The organism is Flavobacterium polysaccharolyticum, from assembly GCF_038739875.1.
GTDB classification, from domain to species: domain Bacteria; phylum Bacteroidota; class Bacteroidia; order Flavobacteriales; family Flavobacteriaceae; genus Flavobacterium; species Flavobacterium polysaccharolyticum.
In genome coordinates this window covers 21,640-38,684 of sequence record NZ_JBCGDP010000020.1, presented here as the reverse complement: position 1 = coordinate 38,684, position 17,045 = coordinate 21,640, and the positions used below count along the sequence as shown (strand labels likewise).

General features: G+C 33.6%; 11 protein-coding genes. 3 read left to right on the top strand and 8 right to left on the bottom strand.

The genetic code is table 11. From position 1 onward, the window contains the following. Window positions 1-181: 181 nt before the first annotated feature. A complete protein-coding gene (locus WFZ86_RS16765; RefSeq protein WP_342692998.1) occupies window positions 182-2,986 on the bottom strand; it encodes a helix-turn-helix and ligand-binding sensor domain-containing protein in 2,805 nt (934 codons plus the stop codon). A 192-nt stretch (window positions 2,987-3,178) separates the two neighbouring features. On the opposite strand from WFZ86_RS16765, the gene uvrA reads away from it, so the two are divergent. Then, window positions 3,179-5,989 carry an excinuclease ABC subunit UvrA gene (uvrA, locus tag WFZ86_RS16760; RefSeq protein ID WP_342692997.1) on the top strand — a complete coding sequence of 937 codons (2,811 nt, stop codon included), beginning with the start codon at window positions 3,179-3,181 and terminating at the stop codon, window positions 5,987-5,989. Between the two features lie 94 nt (window positions 5,990-6,083). Here uvrA and WFZ86_RS16755 read toward each other — a convergent pair whose 3' ends face one another. The 7 genes from WFZ86_RS16755 to WFZ86_RS16725 form a co-directional block, all read right to left on the bottom strand. Then, complete coding sequence (locus tag WFZ86_RS16755) at window positions 6,084-6,380, bottom strand: hypothetical protein (protein WP_342692996.1); 297 nt, start codon at window positions 6,378-6,380, stop codon at window positions 6,084-6,086. Between the two features lie 297 nt (window positions 6,381-6,677). Beyond that, the gene (locus tag WFZ86_RS16750) at window positions 6,678-8,357 is read right to left on the bottom strand and encodes a mechanosensitive ion channel family protein (RefSeq protein ID WP_342692995.1); all 1,680 of its coding nucleotides are present in this window, start codon (window positions 8,355-8,357) and stop codon (window positions 6,678-6,680) included. Window positions 8,358-8,586: 229 nt separating this feature from the next. Further along, complete coding sequence (locus WFZ86_RS16745) at window positions 8,587-10,056, bottom strand: oligosaccharide flippase family protein (RefSeq protein ID WP_342692994.1); 1,470 nt, start codon at window positions 10,054-10,056, stop codon at window positions 8,587-8,589. A gap of 58 nt (window positions 10,057-10,114) precedes the next feature. After that, on the bottom strand, window positions 10,115-11,413 hold the full coding sequence (locus WFZ86_RS16740; RefSeq protein ID WP_342692993.1) for a glycosyltransferase family 4 protein: 1,299 nt from the start codon (window positions 11,411-11,413) through the stop codon (window positions 10,115-10,117). A 1-nt stretch (window position 11,414) separates the two neighbouring features. Beyond that, a complete protein-coding gene (locus WFZ86_RS16735; RefSeq protein WP_064715115.1) occupies window positions 11,415-11,873 on the bottom strand; it encodes a hypothetical protein in 459 nt (152 codons plus the stop codon). A 145-nt stretch (window positions 11,874-12,018) separates the two neighbouring features. After that, window positions 12,019-14,436, bottom strand: a complete 2,418-nt coding sequence (locus tag WFZ86_RS16730) for a YfhO family protein (protein WP_342692992.1) — start codon at window positions 14,434-14,436, stop codon at window positions 12,019-12,021. Between the two features lie 48 nt (window positions 14,437-14,484). After that, the gene (locus tag WFZ86_RS16725; protein ID WP_342692991.1) at window positions 14,485-14,775 is read right to left on the bottom strand and encodes a DUF4834 family protein; all 291 of its coding nucleotides are present in this window, start codon (window positions 14,773-14,775) and stop codon (window positions 14,485-14,487) included. A gap of 121 nt (window positions 14,776-14,896) precedes the next feature. Between WFZ86_RS16725 and WFZ86_RS16720 the strand changes: the two genes are divergently transcribed. After that, on the top strand, window positions 14,897-15,847 hold the full coding sequence (locus WFZ86_RS16720; RefSeq protein ID WP_342692990.1) for a transporter: 951 nt from the start codon (window positions 14,897-14,899) through the stop codon (window positions 15,845-15,847). Window positions 15,848-15,925: 78 nt separating this feature from the next. Then, the gene (locus WFZ86_RS16715) at window positions 15,926-17,044 is read left to right on the top strand and encodes a GTP cyclohydrolase (RefSeq protein ID WP_342692989.1); all 1,119 of its coding nucleotides are present in this window, start codon (window positions 15,926-15,928) and stop codon (window positions 17,042-17,044) included. Window position 17,045 lies beyond the last annotated feature (1 nt).

The window sequence follows — 17,045 nt, the reverse complement described above, 5'->3', positions numbered from 1 at the left end:
AAAGAACCTCTACAAAAAACATACAAGACAAAAAAAACAGCATTTATTTAAGTAAACAATAAAAAACAAGCGTATTTATTAAGAAATACACATCTTTATTTGTTCTTAAAAAAACAAAAAACACCACGAACAATACAAATGTTGTGGTGTTGTATAGGTAAAAGTTCTTTTTTTAAAAAAACTATACGGTCAAAATATATTCTACTAGCCCTTGTTCATGTGGCAAATCCATTTTTTTACGCAAACGATATCTTTTTATTTCAACACTTCGGACTGAAATATTAAGTAATGGAGCAATTTCTTTAGAAGAAAGATTCATTCTTAAATAAGCACACAGTCGCAAATCATTTGGAGTAAGAGAAGAATGTACTTGTTTTACCCTCTTTAGAAAATCTTTATCTACGCTATCAAATGCTTCTCTAAACACTTTCCAAGAATCCTCTTCGGTTATGTTTTTATTAATGGTAGAAATTACAGATTTAATATTCGAGGTTTCGCTTTGTGCTGTTTTCTTTAAATCTTCTTTTATAAAAGCCAATAATTCATTTTTACTATTCAAGCTCATTGTAGAAACTGCCAATTCACGGCTTTTTGAATCTACGTCTTGTGAGAGTTGTTCATTACGCAATCGCATTAACTTCTGTTCGTTTTCTAATTCTTTAATTTCTAATAAGAGGTTGTTCTCTTCGATTAATTTAGCTTCTTGCTTTTCATAAAAATTTTTATAGGCCCTATGGATATAAAATACCAAAACAACAAATAATACTAGATAAATTAATACCGCTAAATTGGTAAGGTACCACGGTTTTAAAACTGTAAAAGAATAAATGGCTGTATTTTCTAATAATGTATTCGAAAACTTAGCTCTGACTTTAAACACATAGTCACCTGGCGGTAAATTTTTAAAATTAATAGTAGAACGTGAACTCCATTTACTCCACCCTTCTTGAAATCCTTCTAATAAAAATTGATATTCAGCATTGATATACTTATTGTATTCTGGAACTGTAAAATTAAAAGCGATGTTATTTTGCTCATAATTAAACTTCCCATCTTCCGGAATAGCATAGTTATAAGAACCTTCGTTCAAACGATTTACAGCAATGTTCGTAATGGCTACTTTATAATTTTTAAAACTCAAATCATTCAAATTCAAAGTATAGTATCCATCAACTGTTCCTATTAGGAAAACAGAATTTGAGAGTTGCGTACAATTCTCATAACCCAACATAGAGTTTGTCAATGAAGCTGGAATCGGGATTACATTATCCTTTAATTGATTACTCAATTTACTTAAGGATAAATAATGAATATAGTTCTTAGTAAATAACCATAATCTATTGGAATCAACAATCATTTGACCTGAGGTATACTCATCTTTGCTAAAAACAGCGCTTAAGAACGGGTCTTTTATGAATTGCTTAGTTTTGGGGTTCAACTTAAAAATTCCTTCCTTGTAGGCATAATAAATTGAGCCGTTGAATTGAGCTAAACTTGCATTTTTACCTTTTTTAGGATTGGAATAGGTGTAAAAAGGTGCTGTTTTTGTCAATTCTTTATTCAATTGCAAACGAAAAACACCTTTGTATTCGTGACTTATGTATACTTCAAGACCTTTAGTAATTTCAAAACTTTTTGCAGAATAATCAAATCCAGCTATTTTGTTTTTAAAAACCCACTGATTATTGACTTTTTGAAGTAATGAAATTCCATAATAATTACCTTGTAACAAAAGATCTTTCCTGTTAGGAACCGAACTAAACTTCCAAGTACCTGAACTTTTAAAAATCGGAACAGCAGTTCCTCCTTGTATCAAAAAACTTCCAGAATCATGACCACAAAACAATTCTCCATTCCATTCAAACAAGGACCAAACTTGTCCTTTAGTTCCATTTATAAACTTAAACTCTTCATTAGAATAATAATTTTTATAAAAAAGTCCCTGATTGGTCCCTACATATAGCTTCCCACCTATAAGTTTTGTGGCATAAACAGTACCCAAAATCCCCGTATTATCTGTAAAACTTTTGATAGGAGACTGCAGGTTGATACAATTGATACCATTGTCTAAGCCAATCCATAAATTTTTATCAACATCTTCAAACAAGGATAAAACTGTATTATTACTTAATCCTTTGTTTTGTGAAATATGATGCTGGAGTTTTCCGTTTTTATCAATTATAAAAACACCATTAGAAACTGTTCCTACTGCAAAACTTCCATTAGACAATTGTTGACTATTATAAATATTATTTGCAATTAGCTGATGGTCAACTTCGGTTACAAATCGAGAAACCACCTGATTAATTAAGGTATAAAAACCATTCCATTGTGTTTGTATTAAAAGGCCTTGATCTACAGCGAACACATTGATAATTTTATTGTTTTTCAGTATCGGATCATTCGAAACCAAACTTTCTTTTCCACTAACAATTTCAAAAAGCCCATTCGAAACCGTCTGGTAGTAGATCGCATTAGAAGTCCTATAGGATTTTAAAATACCGCTTTTGGGTGCTATTACTCTAAAAGTTTCTTTTTTGGAATCATAAATAAAAATTTTATTCAATGATTGAAAAATAATCCATTGATCATAATTCAAAATATTCCAAAACTGCTCATCCTCTTGAATTTTATTTTTAATCTTTTTGCTTAATGAAGTATAGTGCAATTGTCCATTTTTTTTGCGTACCCAATACCCAAACTCCATATAACAACCTGTATAAATTCGCTGTCCGATTACTTTTACTGAACGAATAATTGTTTCATTGGGAGATGGGTACAAATCCCATTTAGAACCATCAAAAGCGAGTAACCCCTCATTATTGGCAAAATATAAATATTGATTTTGATCCTGAGAAATCATCCAATTTTGATTGCCAGCACCATAAGTAATAGGTGCATATTTTACAATTGGAGGCAATTCTTGAGCAAAAAAATTGATAACCGAAAATAGTGTTACTAGTAGTACTGCTTTTTGTAATCGCATAGGATAAATTATTTATGTAAAACTATAACTTAATATCATAAATTCTAAATAAAACGAAGGAAACAAAAGAAACAACCATCAAAAAACAGCTAAAAATAAGCATTTCATAACTCCAAATGGATAAAAATTGTGATTCGTTCAAGCTACTTAAACAGGGCAAAATTGATTACTTTTGTGCAAATTCATTTTATTATGTCGATTGACCTTTCTACACTAGACCCAAAACAAAATATAATAATCAAAGGCGCACAAGTTCACAATCTAAAAAACGTGGATGTAGTTATTCCTAGAAATAAATTAGTGGTGATTACTGGACTTTCTGGCTCTGGAAAATCAAGTTTGGCGTTTGACACTCTCTATGCAGAAGGACAGCGTCGCTATGTAGAAAGTTTATCCTCCTATGCCAGACAATTCTTAGGACGATTGGATAAACCAAAAGTAGAATATATCAAAGGTATTGCTCCAGCCATTGCAATCGAACAAAAAGTAAACACGACCAATGCACGCTCTACAGTGGGTACTTCAACAGAAATTTATGATTACATCAAGTTGTTGTATGCTCGAATTGGACGCACCTATTCCCCTATTTCTGGGCAAGAAGTAAAGAAAAACACCGTAACCGATGTTGTAAATTGTGTAAAAACATTAGCATTGGACAGTAAATGGCTGCTCTTGTCTCCTCTACATATAGAAGAAGGACGAAAACTACAAGATAAACTAAAGATACTGCAACAACAAGGCTTTGCGAGAATTCTTGTCGATCATGAAATGCTTCGCTTAGACGATTTCATTACTTCTATTGCCGACAAAAAAGAGAAAGAGTTAGAAAAACTAACCATCGAACTTATCATAGATAGGATTGTGGTAAAGAATGAAGAAGAGTTTTATAATCGATTGGCAGATGCTATTCAAACTGCTTTTTACGAAGGAAAAGGAGAATGTTTTCTACAAGAACTCAACGAAAAAAATAGATTTAGCTTCTCCAATAACTTTGAATTGGATGGTATTTCTTTCTTAGAACCCAACGTTCATTTGTTTAGTTTCAATAATCCTTATGGGGCTTGTCCAGCATGTGAAGGCTACGGAAATATCATTGGTATCGATCCAGAACTCGTAGTACCCAACACAACACTTTCTGTTTTTGAAAACGCCATCTATCCTTGGCGTGGCGAAAGCATGAGCTGGTTTAGAGACGAATTAGTCAACTCTGCTTACAAATTTGACTTCCCTATTCACAAACCATATTTTCAATTAACTGACGAACAAAAAGAACTCATTTGGACAGGAAATCAATACTTTCAGGGACTGAATGATTTTTTTAAAGAATTAGAAGAAAAAAATTACAAAATTCAAAACAGAGTCATGCTTTCTCGTTATAGAGGCAAAACCAAATGCCCTACATGTAAAGGAAAACGCCTTCGCCCAGAAGCATCATATGTTAAGATAAACCACAAAACTGTATCAGATCTTGTCGATTTACCTATAAAAAATCTTGTGGCTTTCTTCAAAGAAATTCAATTGGATGAATATGAAAAACAAATTGCAAAACGTTTATTGATTGAAATTAATAATAGATTGTCTTTTTTGACTGAAGTAGGATTGGATTATTTAACCTTAAACCGAAATTCAGCGACTTTATCGGGTGGTGAATCACAACGAATTAATTTAGCAACATCTCTTGGCAGCAGTTTGGTAGGGTCGATGTATATTCTAGATGAACCAAGTATTGGTTTACACCCAAAAGATACCGAACGTTTAATCAATGTCTTACTTTCGTTACGAAATTTAGGCAATACCGTAATTGTGGTAGAGCATGATGAAGATATCATGAAAGCCGCCGATATGATTATTGATATTGGTCCTGAAGCTGGTACTCTGGGCGGAAACTTAGTCGCACAAGGGACTTTCGAAGAAATCTTAAAAGCCGATTCCTTGACCGCGAATTATTTGAGTGGCACCAAAACTATTGAAACTCCTAAGAAAAGACGTCCATATAAAAATTACATCGAAATCATTGGCGCTAGAGAAAACAATCTACAAAACATAGATGTGGTTTTTCCTTTGGATGTACTTACAGTTATAACTGGCGTTTCTGGTAGCGGAAAAAGTACTTTAATAAAAAAAATACTGTTTCCTGCGATGCAAAAAAAGTTGGAAAACGTAGGTGAAAAAGCGGGTCAATTTACTGAAATGAAAGGCTCATTTTCTCATATCAAACATATCGAATACGTAGATCAAAATCCGATAGGAAGAAGCTCCCGTTCGAATCCTGTTACCTACATCAAAGCCTATGATGACATCAGAGATTTGTTTGCCAAAGAAAAGCTATCCAAAGTAAGAGGATACCAAGCCAAACATTTTTCTTTCAATGTGGATGGAGGTCGTTGCGAAACTTGTAAAGGAGAAGGTACTATCAATGTTGAGATGGTTTTTATGGCCGATGTCCAATTGCCATGTGAAACTTGTAATGGTAAACGATTCAAAAAAGAGATTCTAGAAGTAGCCTTCGAACAAAAGAATATTCACGACATTCTCACCATGACCATCGATGATGCCATTTCTTTTTTTAAGCAACACAAACAAAGTAAAATTATCCAAAAATTACAGCCCTTGCAGGACGTTGGTTTAGGATATGTACAATTAGGTCAATCTTCATCAACTCTTTCTGGTGGAGAAGCCCAGCGTATCAAATTAGCTTCTTTTTTAGTGAAAGGAGCAACCAAAGAAAAAGCCTTATTTGTATTTGATGAACCAACGACTGGCCTTCATTTTCATGACATTAAAAAATTATTAGCCTCATTTGATGCTTTGATTGAAAAAGGACATTCTATACTCGTTATAGAACACAATTTGGATTTGATAAAATGTGCCGATTGGATTATCGATTTAGGACCTGAAGGAGGAGAAAATGGAGGTAAACTATTAGCGGTAGGCACTCCCGAAACCATCGTTAAAAACAAAGATTCAGTTACGGCAAAGTACCTTATAGACAAATTAAACTAGACTTCTGAGTATATTTAAAAAAATAAGCCACGAATTACGTATCAAGATACATGAATTCGCGGCTTATTTTTTTTAGGAAAGAAATGAATTAAAACTAACCCATATAACAATTTTCTTGAAAAACGTTTCCGTCTTCATCAATACCTACGACAATCTTTTTTGCCTTAGAAATATGACTTAAATAAAGCCATACAATTGACCAAACACCTAGAGTAATACACGATAATTTAAAATTTAAATTGTGATTGACTTTTTTAGGTTCTTTGGATAAAACAGCAAAAGGTAAAGCATCGTTTCGTTCCTCTAAAACAAATCCCTCTTCTAATTTGGAATTAATGGATTCTGTAAAAATGGTTAAATCTTCTTGGTTTAATGGTTGGTTACTTTTCATGCTTTTTGCTTTTAAAGATTAAAATCCAATTCAATTATTAGATATTAATTTTTTCACAAATTTACCTTAGATATACAGAATGCACAATACCCACTTTTAGTGATATTTGTTACAAAAAAACACAAGAACACACAAATATCTAAAAATCAATACCTTAACAAATAGTTGTGATTTCAAAACTCGTTAAACGGTAATAAAACTCGATAAAAAACCAGTTGAAATCAACAAAACATTACACATATTTTAAGCTATTTCTTATTTTACCACCAATATTTACCTAAAAACAATGAGTTAATATTAAGAAGACAAATATGAATCTGGAATTGTAGTATGATTTCCATCACGTAGGGCTTTATAATGTGGTGACATAATTTCAATGCCCGCTTCATTAAAGCAGTCTTGAATGTTTTGATGCAAATTGGAATAAATGACAGGTTGTTTTGTCGCTTCTTTGGTAAAAGCATTGATTTCATAAGAAACATAAAAATCATCCAAACTGGTTTGTAATACAAATGGTTTGGGCTCTTTCTCAATTAAATCGGTTCGGTTGGCCGCTTCTATTAGTACTTTATGAACTTCGCGCCAAGGAACATCATAACCAATAGTTACTGTGGAATGAATCACTAATCCGTTAGTATTAGATCTGGTATTAGCAGAGAAATTTATCGATGAACTCGATAAAACGGTGGCATTAGGAATAGTAATATCTTCCATCTTAGGTGTTCTCAAACGAACAACTAAGGCCGTTTTTTCGGTAACTTCTCCACTTACCTCTCCAATTTTAATAAAATCTCCTGTTTTAAAAGGACGCATATAAGTTATCACCAAACCAGCTACCATATTTGCAATGGCATTTGAAGAACCAATAGAGAATAAAACCCCAACAAATACTGTAACCCCTTTGAATATGGGAGAATTAGATCCCGGTAAATAAGGAAAAACAATCACTAACATAAAGGCATACAACAACACTTTTACAATATTATAGGTAGGTTTTGCCCAATCACTATAAAAACCATTGATATTAATGTTCTCCTTTTGAATTTCATCTACAAAATATTTGATAATTTTTAGAGCATAGCGAAACAACACTACAATAACAATAATGGAAAACAGATTAGGTAGGAAATCAATAAAACTTACCAAAGCAAACTTAGCGGGTTTCATAATCCAATGAATCAGAGTCGTTGTGTATCCCACAGTTGATGGAAAAACACTAAACAGCAAGGGTAACGAGAGATATATTATAAAAATAAAAACTATGGTACGAATGATACCGATGATGCGCAACGTAAAATAGAGCTGGTTGGCTGGTGATAAAATGTGAAGATTCTTGATTAAAATACCTTTGAAAAACTTTTCTTCATTGCGGATTAGAAAATATTTAAACTTTCGAAAAATGACGTTTATACCAAACAATAATAAAGCTATACATCCTATAAAAAGAAGTTCTAGTGCAATGCGTTTCATCCACTTGACTGGGGCGTTGTTTTCTTTCTCTTTTAGAATTGCCTTAGCAATGATAGCTTTATTTTGTTTTGCTAAAAATTGGCTGTCTTCTCCCACAAATTTAGCATCCTGAGTGGTTATAGACATAATAATAAAGGCATCCTTGTAAACAATATCAAGCGTTATATCTGCAGGAACGATTTTTAAAGAATCTGCTTCGAATAAAGGGTTGCTGTAAATTTGTTGAATTCTTTCAGCAATGGCTTTAGCTCTTTTTTCCGGAGAAAAACTTCCTATTTTATTATGGATAAAGAATAAAGTGTCCTGAAAAGGAGCTACTGGATAACGCTCTTTTATAGCCGGAACAGTATCTGACTTTATGGTTACAGCGGTCTTTCCATTAGGTTTGGGTGCTGAATTTTGCCCCCATAAAATAGTAGTAAAAATGAATAAAATGAAAAGGATTCTAAAGGCTTTCGTGCGGTTCATAGTAGTTGAATGTCTTTGAATTAAACTATACGATTTCATTGTAATGCTAGCAAGAAAGCCAAATACTTCCTTTTAGCCCCGACAGTAGCGGCATCCTTTGCTTTTTTTCTTTAAAAAAGCAAAGATATAGCGGATGGCGGGACGATGTGACCAAAAAATCCTTTGACCACTGCTCCTAAACATCATTTTTATGAAATTTTGCTTAACAAATATAACGACAAAACAACATACTTTTAACAGAATTCCTACTATTTAAACCGATTGAATGCTATTTTTTTATTTTTAATTTAATAAAAAGCGTGTCGATAGCCTGATTGATTTCGGGAGAAATAACCATTTTGTAGTTGGCATAAACATAGACTATTGTTAGCAAAATCGACTTTAACATAATCCCAATTATCGGATGAAATGGAAATTGCCAAAAGTAAAAGAGAAGAAAAATAACCACCGTAAGACCTAATGACTCTAAAGTTGGTTTGCTAAATGGATACAGATGCATTCGATTGACCACAAAATACAATTTGGCAATACTATACGCGGTAATTGACAACAAAGTAGCAAATGCGGAGCCAATTATGCCATATAAAGGAATAAAAATCCAATTGAGTAAAAAGGTTAGTACCGCCAACATTACGCCCAAAAACAGCACCATACGATAGTATTTGGAGTTGAAAATAATGGCATTATTGTTTCCTAAAATCAAATCGAAATACTTTGAGATACCAATCATAAAAACAACCATAATTCCGCCCGCATATTCTTGGGGCAACAATTCATACAACTGATTGATATTGACAAAAATGCACAACATTACGAATCCGCCCACCATTTGCAGATTGATAGAGGTTTTTTTGTACAACACATTCAATTCGTCGTATTTGTTGTCGTGCATTAGTTTGGCCGTAATAGGATACACAATTTGATGCATAGCGCGACTAGGAACTGAAATCACCAAAGCAATAAAAGTAGCCACAGAGTAAATCCCAATAGCTCCAATATCTAGATACTGGTTCAGCATAATTTTATCTCCGTCGAGCAGCAAATTTGCAACACTACCTGACAAAATAATATAGAAAGAGTATTCAACAATTCCTTTTACGTGTGCTGGAATCACCCATTGAAAAACAGGTTTTTTGATTCGGAAGGCGTAAAACATAGTAACCAAAAAAGCTATAAAATAAATACCTGCCGTGAGATAGATAAACTGTACAGCTGTAATCAACTTAAAATACATAGCCAAAAGAGCCAGCAATGAAAACAGTCGCAAACCGACTTCTTTGATAAAATTCCCAAAGACTGAATGCATATGTACTCTTGCCCACGCATAAAATATTTCGAAATACGCCATAGACAAACCTACAAAGGGTATCATCCAAATAAAATCTTTTACAATTGGATTCTTTTTGGTTACGAAAAATAAAATTTCATCATAAAAAAACAAGCCAATTAAAATCAGAGGAATACTGAACAGTAAGGGAAACAAAACGGTAAAAGACAAAAACTGATTTTTTTCCTCTTCTGTTTTACACCGCGAATAAAACTTCACCAAGGTATTTTGCATTCCGATAGCGAATAAGGGCATCAATACATTGGCGCAGGACAAAATATAATTGGATAATCCATAATACGTTTTACCCAAAATAGGTGGAAATAAAAACAAGGTACTTATCCCGCCTATTCCAAAACCGATGTAAGTGATTATAGTGTTTTTTAGTGATTGATTTAAAACAATGCCCATTATTCGAAGGTAGAATTTAGAAGTTAGAGGTTTGAAGTGACTTTTTTGTGGTTTGAAGTTAGAAATTAGAAGTTAAAAGAGTAGCTAATTCTTTGGTTAAACTCTTTCTGGAATATTTTTGCAAACCTACTGGATTCGATCGTAATTTTCCTTCCAAAAATTGTTGATAGTTGGCTAAAATGTTAGCTTTCAATTGCTGTTTCTTATCGTATTCGAAAAACACTCCTGTATTCGTACTAGTAATAATCTCGGCAAAATCAGAGTCTTTGGGGCCAATAGCGATAATTGGCCTTCCAGAAACCATATATTCGAAAAGTTTTCCCGGAATGATGCTTTTAGTATCTTCTGAATCTATTTCGATTAACAATAACACTTGTGATTTACGTTGATGTGCTACGGCTTCATCGTGTGACACGTAGCCTAAATTATTCAAATAGTCATTGAGCCCAAATCGGGTAATGGTATCCAATACTTCCTGACTCACTGCGCCCATCAACTTAATCTCTAGCTGATTTTTAAAGTCAGGGATTTCAGCAAGTAACTCTACAAAACTTTCCCAAAGAATCATTGGGTTGCGTTCGGATAAAAACGAACCAATATGTGCTAAAGTGAATTTGGCATCTAACGTTTGTGGCGCCACATTTTCCGTATCATACCCATTCGTAATAACTTCAATAGGTTTTGAAGTGATGGCTTGAAACTCCGTTTTAGTCGTTTTACTAGTTACAATTATCGTATCAGCTGCATTTAGCACTTGATGTTCTAATTTTTTATGCTTTTTGGCAGCATAACTAGACAAACGCAAGGCTTTATGATAGCCAATAGTCGTCCAAGGGTCACGAAAATCGGCGAACCATTTGATGTTTACTTTTTTTTGTAACTCCAGTCCAATCAAATGCAAACTGTGCGGTGGACCTGAAGTAACGATAGTGTCAATATTATTTTCAACAATGTATTTCTCTAAATAAGAGACTGAAGGTTTCACCCAAAAAACTCTCGCATCTGGAATGAATAAGTTGCCTCGTATCCACAATAAAAAAGCTTCCAAAAAGGATTGCTTTTTTTGATTAGGAATGATTCCCGAACTTATTTTTTTGGTTTTATTTTTAGAAAAAAAGGAAGCCAATTGATAGGGTTCAAAAATGCATTTTCTTAAAACAATAGCTCGTTGCGACACTTCTTTTTCTAAATGAGCATCGACTATAGGATAGGTTGGATTTTCCGGAATATAAACAATTGGCTGTATATCAAAATCAGGTAAATATTTTACAAACTTAAGCCAACGTTGTACACCTGGTCCACCGGCTGGCGGCCAATAATAAGTGATGATTAAGAGTTTTTTGATATCTTTCTTCAAGTTATTTGTTATTCAATTTATTTAATTCCTCAATATCCAATTGATCCTTTAATCGATTGGTCGCTTTTTTGGCCAGTATCAAACTATCATAATCAATGAAATACACAGGAACTTCGTTTAAGTAAACAATTGTTGCGTTTTGAAGTAGTTCATCAAAATTTGCATTTTCCAATCCCTTAATTGATGTCATTACATCCAAACGTAAATCATAAGAAATTGTAAAATCTGTATATCCTGCTACAAATTGCATCGTTTCAATTTGAGGAAAGTCTCCTATTCCAATTTGTTTAAAAGCGGCTCTTAGGTTGATTCTGTTTTCAGTAGTATCTTCTAATAATATATCAATATCACCAGTGTTTCTTGTATAGCCATAAATATTTACAGCAAGACCTCCAATAGTTAGATAACGAACATTTTTTTCGTTAAATATTGTCCAAATATTTACAATTTCTGGAAGCATTATTTTTTCTGTATCACTCGTGGTGCGTGTTTTAAAACATATGAAAGTTCAACTAATGACATAAATCGTTCCAATCGCTCCAAATATATTTTTTGCAATTCAACCTTTTTTGCATCAATTTTAGCTTTAGATTTCATCTCTTTCTTTACTCTATTTTCTTGATTTTTTTTCGCTCAACATATATCCCTCCTAACAAAAGCAATAACATTCCAATAGAACTAACCAAGGCAATGGTACTTCCAGTTTGCACAACTTCTGGTTCGAATTTGAATTCCACTTGGTGTTTCCCCGCTGGAATTTCAATAGCTCTCAAAACATAATCTGCTCTGTAAATTGGCGTTTCTTTACCATCAACATAGGCTTTCCAACCTTTAGCATAATACATTTCTGAAAACAGCGCTAAACCAGCATTAGCATTCCTTGAAGTATACGTTAAGTGATTCGGTTTATAGGCATCCAAAGTAATTACCGCTGAAGCATCTTTTACAAAGCTTTTATTTGAAATAGTAAACTCTTTTATATTGACAATTACCACGTTTTTAGAATCGAATTTATCAAGCGCTTTCATCTCCTCATCGGCAGAAGAAACTGCTTTTATTTGATTTACAAACCAAGCATTTCCATTCGCATTAGGATTAACAGTTGGGAATTCTTTACCTTCTTTATCCGTTTGAATGATGTATTTTACATTTAAAAAATCTAAAACCTCAATATTATTTTTTGCAATTTGGTAATCGAATAACTGCTGAATTCTTCTAGGCTTAGCCGCGTGATAACCTCCCAAAGATTTATGAAAGTATGAAGCTCTTGCGCTTGATAGATTTCCGCTTACCTCAAAAACCCTGTAATTAGAAGGGTCTCTCAAAATTTGAATATCTGCTGGAGTTTCCTGAAATGGAGCTGCAACTTCTCTACCATTCATAAAATCTTTTCCAGAAACATATTTTTTATCCACGAAGAAAAGATCAAAAATCATCAAAATTCCAACCAAAATTATGGCTGTATTTTGCACCAAACGCTTTTGGGTATACAGCCACAAAATAGCAGCGATAACAATTATAAAAAAAGAAGAACGTAACAAATCGGCTGTGTATAAACTCATACGATCTGCTTTTAATGCGTCTACAAATCCAGGACCATAATTTTGCATATACAATCCATCGTTGCTGCCTGCATAACTCCAAGCACCTTTGCTTACAAAAAGAATGAGCATAACGCCTAAACCAAACAACGCTGTATGCAAAATCCCTTTAGTTTGCTGTGGTTTTTCCAAAGTAAAAAAGGATTGCAATCCCATAATAGCCAATACTGGAAAGGACAATTCGAGGATCACCTGAATAGACGAAACCGCTCTAAACTTATCATACATCGGAATGTAATCGATGAAAAAATCTGTCAATAAAGAAAAGTTTTTTCCCCAAGACAAGACTAACGCAAACATAGCGCCTCCAAAGAAGACATATTTAATTTTCCTTTTATCAATAAACAATGCTAAAACCGCCAAAAAGAAAACCACAACTCCAATATATGCTGGAGCAGCCACTATCGGCTGATCACCCCAATATGTAGGCAATCCATTAGCAAAATCGGCAGCTTGATCTTCAGGAACACCTTGACCCACCATAAATTCAAACATAGCACTGTCTTTCCCAAGAGCTTCACTATTCGAACCACCAAAAAGTCTTGGAGCAATCAAATTGAAACTCTCCATTATTCCATAGCTATATTCAGTAATATAATCACGAGATAAGGCTATATCCTCCGTTTTCTTAGAACCATCTGGGTTGAATGTTAATTCACTTTTTCCACGAGTACTAAAAGCAGTATATTCAGAAGTAGCTAATAAATTGGTAGCATTGGCTCCAATCGCCAAAATTCCAGCAATAGCTAATATTCCAAAGCTTTTACCAAGATCTTTATATTGTTTTTCTTTGATGGCTTGATACGAATAATACCCGATCAAAATCAATAATAATAACAACAAATAATAGGTCATTTGAAAGTGATTTGCATTAATTTCTAATGCTGTGGCAAATAAAGTAACCAAGCCACCTAGAATATATTTACGCTGAAAAACAAGTATAAAACCTGCAATTACCATAGGCATATATCCAATAGCGTGAGCTTTGGCATTGTGCCCCACTCCCAAAATAATAATCAAATATGTAGAAAAACCAAAGGCAATCGCACCAAAAAAAGCTTTAAGTGGATCGATTTTCAAGACCAACAAAAGGCCGTAGAATCCTAAAAAATATAAGAATAAATAATCAGCAGGACGTGGTAAAAATCGGATAGCGTCATCAAGAGCACCGATGTAATCATGAGGGTATTTAGCCCCTAATTGATAGGTAGGCATTCCACCAAAAGCAGAATTTGTCCAGTAAGGTTCTTGATGTTCGATGGCTCTAAAGTCGTTTTGCTCTTTGGCCATCCCAGTAAACTGAGCAATATCAGACTGGAAGATTTGTTTTCCTTGTAGAACAGGATAAAAATAAATTAAAGAAATAACTACAAAACCTAGAATAGCTAACGCGTGCGGGTAAAATTTATTTAAAACTTTCAATGGATTCAGATTTGAATTAGATTAAAAAATGGGCTTCAGCGCACAAATTTAATCTATTTCTTCGTAATCCACATATTCTCCCACTTTTTTGGTCTCTTTTGGATTTTTGGAACGAGCAGTATCTACAATAATCTCGTCTTGATTGTTGTTTCTTCTATTATTTTGGGCATATTGCTGTTGCGCATATTGTTGCTGTTGCTGAAAATTCTCACCGGCTTTCTCCACCGCTTTTTTAACTAAAATCGGTAAAAAAAGTTTAGCCAAAAATTTAAAAACATAGTAAAACATAATCATGTAAAACAATGTTCTTACAAATCCACTAAATGAAGCTAGTTGCATATCTAAAAATTTTTCCAAAATTAGTAAATCAAATGGTCAAATTTAAAATCCTAATCTTAAATAAATAATAAAATATAGTACATTTGGTTGCGTTACTATTTTAAATCAAAAGAATATAACTATGCTCCCATTCAAAAAAATTATTTTAATCACCTTATTTTTAACACCTTTTACTCATTATGGGCAATTTACAGATCAAATTAATTCCAATCGCCCTGGTGAAACTATGTCGGCTTATGGTGTAGGCAAACATGTCATTCAGCTTGAAAGCGGCATCTATGGCATAACTTCCCATCACAATTTATTGAATTATGATGTCAATGGTTTTGGACTTGACGCCACGATTCGTTGGGGCGCTTTCCTAGAAAGATTAGAAGTCATTGCAGATATTCAATATCAAAATGACCAACTCGACAGTAATATCAGCTCAACCAAAAGGGCTAATTTTAGACAAACCAATTTAGGAGCAAAGTATTTAATTTATGATCCTTTTAAAAATTACGAGAAAAAAGTCAATTTTTACAGTTGGAAAGCCAATCAACGTTTTAATTGGAGACAGTTTTTACCAGCCGTTTCTTTATTTGCTGGAGCGAATTTTGTTTTCGAAGGAAATCCGTATGCCTTTTCACTAGAATCTAGTATTTCTCCAAAAGTTATGCTGATCACACAAAATCATTTTGGAGATGGTCGTTGGGTTTTTGTTACTAATATCATAGCCGACTACATAGGTACAGACTATCCAAGTTATGGCTACGTAGTCACTTTAACCCGCGGATTCAGTAAAAGATGGTCTGGATTTATTGAAAACCAAGGCTACAATAGCGATTTTTATAGCGATATGATCGCTCGTGGTGGAGCCGCCTATTTGCTTAACGACAACCTACAAATCGATGCATCAATCAGTACCAATTTCAAGGATACTCCATCGATTTTATATGGTGGATTTGGGGTTTCTTGGCGCTATGATGGTTTTTACAAAAAAGCGATTTCAAAAATAAAAAAAGAAGATAAAAAGAAAAAAGCTACCGACAATCAGGAACAAGAAAGAAGAAGAAAATCCAAATACGACTAACAAACAAGCCCTTAATTGGGCTTTTTTTATGAATAAAAGTTGGTTATATTCGCACCTACACTTTACACTTTACAATCCATGATTACGATTCACGAAGCCAAAAGCAAAAAAGAAATCACCGAGTTCATAAAATACCCTTTTTCGCTCTATAAAAACAACAACTATTGGGTACCACCATTGATTGCAGATGAATTAGAAACTTTTGACAAGACCAAAAATCCCGCTTTTGAAAATGCCGAAGCGTATTTTTTTGTCGCTAAAAGAAATCAAGAAATTGTTGGAAGAATTGCAACTATCATCAATTGGGATGAAGTCAATAATCAACAGAAAAAAAAGGTTCGTTTTGGTTGGTTTGATGTTATTGACGACATAACAGTAACCCAAGCACTACTTGAAAAAGTGTATGAATTGGGACGTAAAAACAACTTAGACTATGTAGAAGGTCCGATGGGGTTTTCTAATCTTGACAAAGTAGGTGTACTAACCGAAGGCTTTGAAGAAATTGGTACAATGATTACTTGGTACAATCATCCTTATTATGCGCAACACTTTGAGCAATTGGGCTACGTTACCGAAAAAGAATATGTAGAAAACAAATTTCCTTTTTCGAATGTAAAACTAGAAACGTTCGACAAAGCACAAGAGTTGATTAAAAAGCGATACCAATTAAAAGCCATCAATTTCACCAAAACTAAAGACGTCCTTCCGTATGTGGACAAAATGTTTGATTTATTCAATGAATCGTATGCCAAACTTTCCTCGTTTGTAGCGATTACGGATATTCAGAAGGAATATTTCAAAAACAAATACATCAACTTCATCAATCCAGAATACATTAAATATGTAGAAGACAAAGACGGAAATCTAGTCGCTTTTGCCATCGTAATGCCGAGTTTTTCAAATGCACTACAAAAAGCAAAAGGCAAGTTATTTCCTTTTGGTTTCCTTCATTTATTACAAGCAAGAAAAAACAGTAAAGACGTTCTTTTTTATTTAATTGGCGTACATCCCGACTACCAAAACAAAGGAGTTCACGCTATTATTTTTAAAGAATATCATACCACTTTTACTGAAAAAGGCATTCAAAACTGCATCCGTACACCCGAATTAGCAGACAATCTCGCTATTCAATTGCTATGGAAAAACTTCAATCCCACCATTCACTGCCGAAGAAAAACGTTTAGAAAAGAACTTTAAT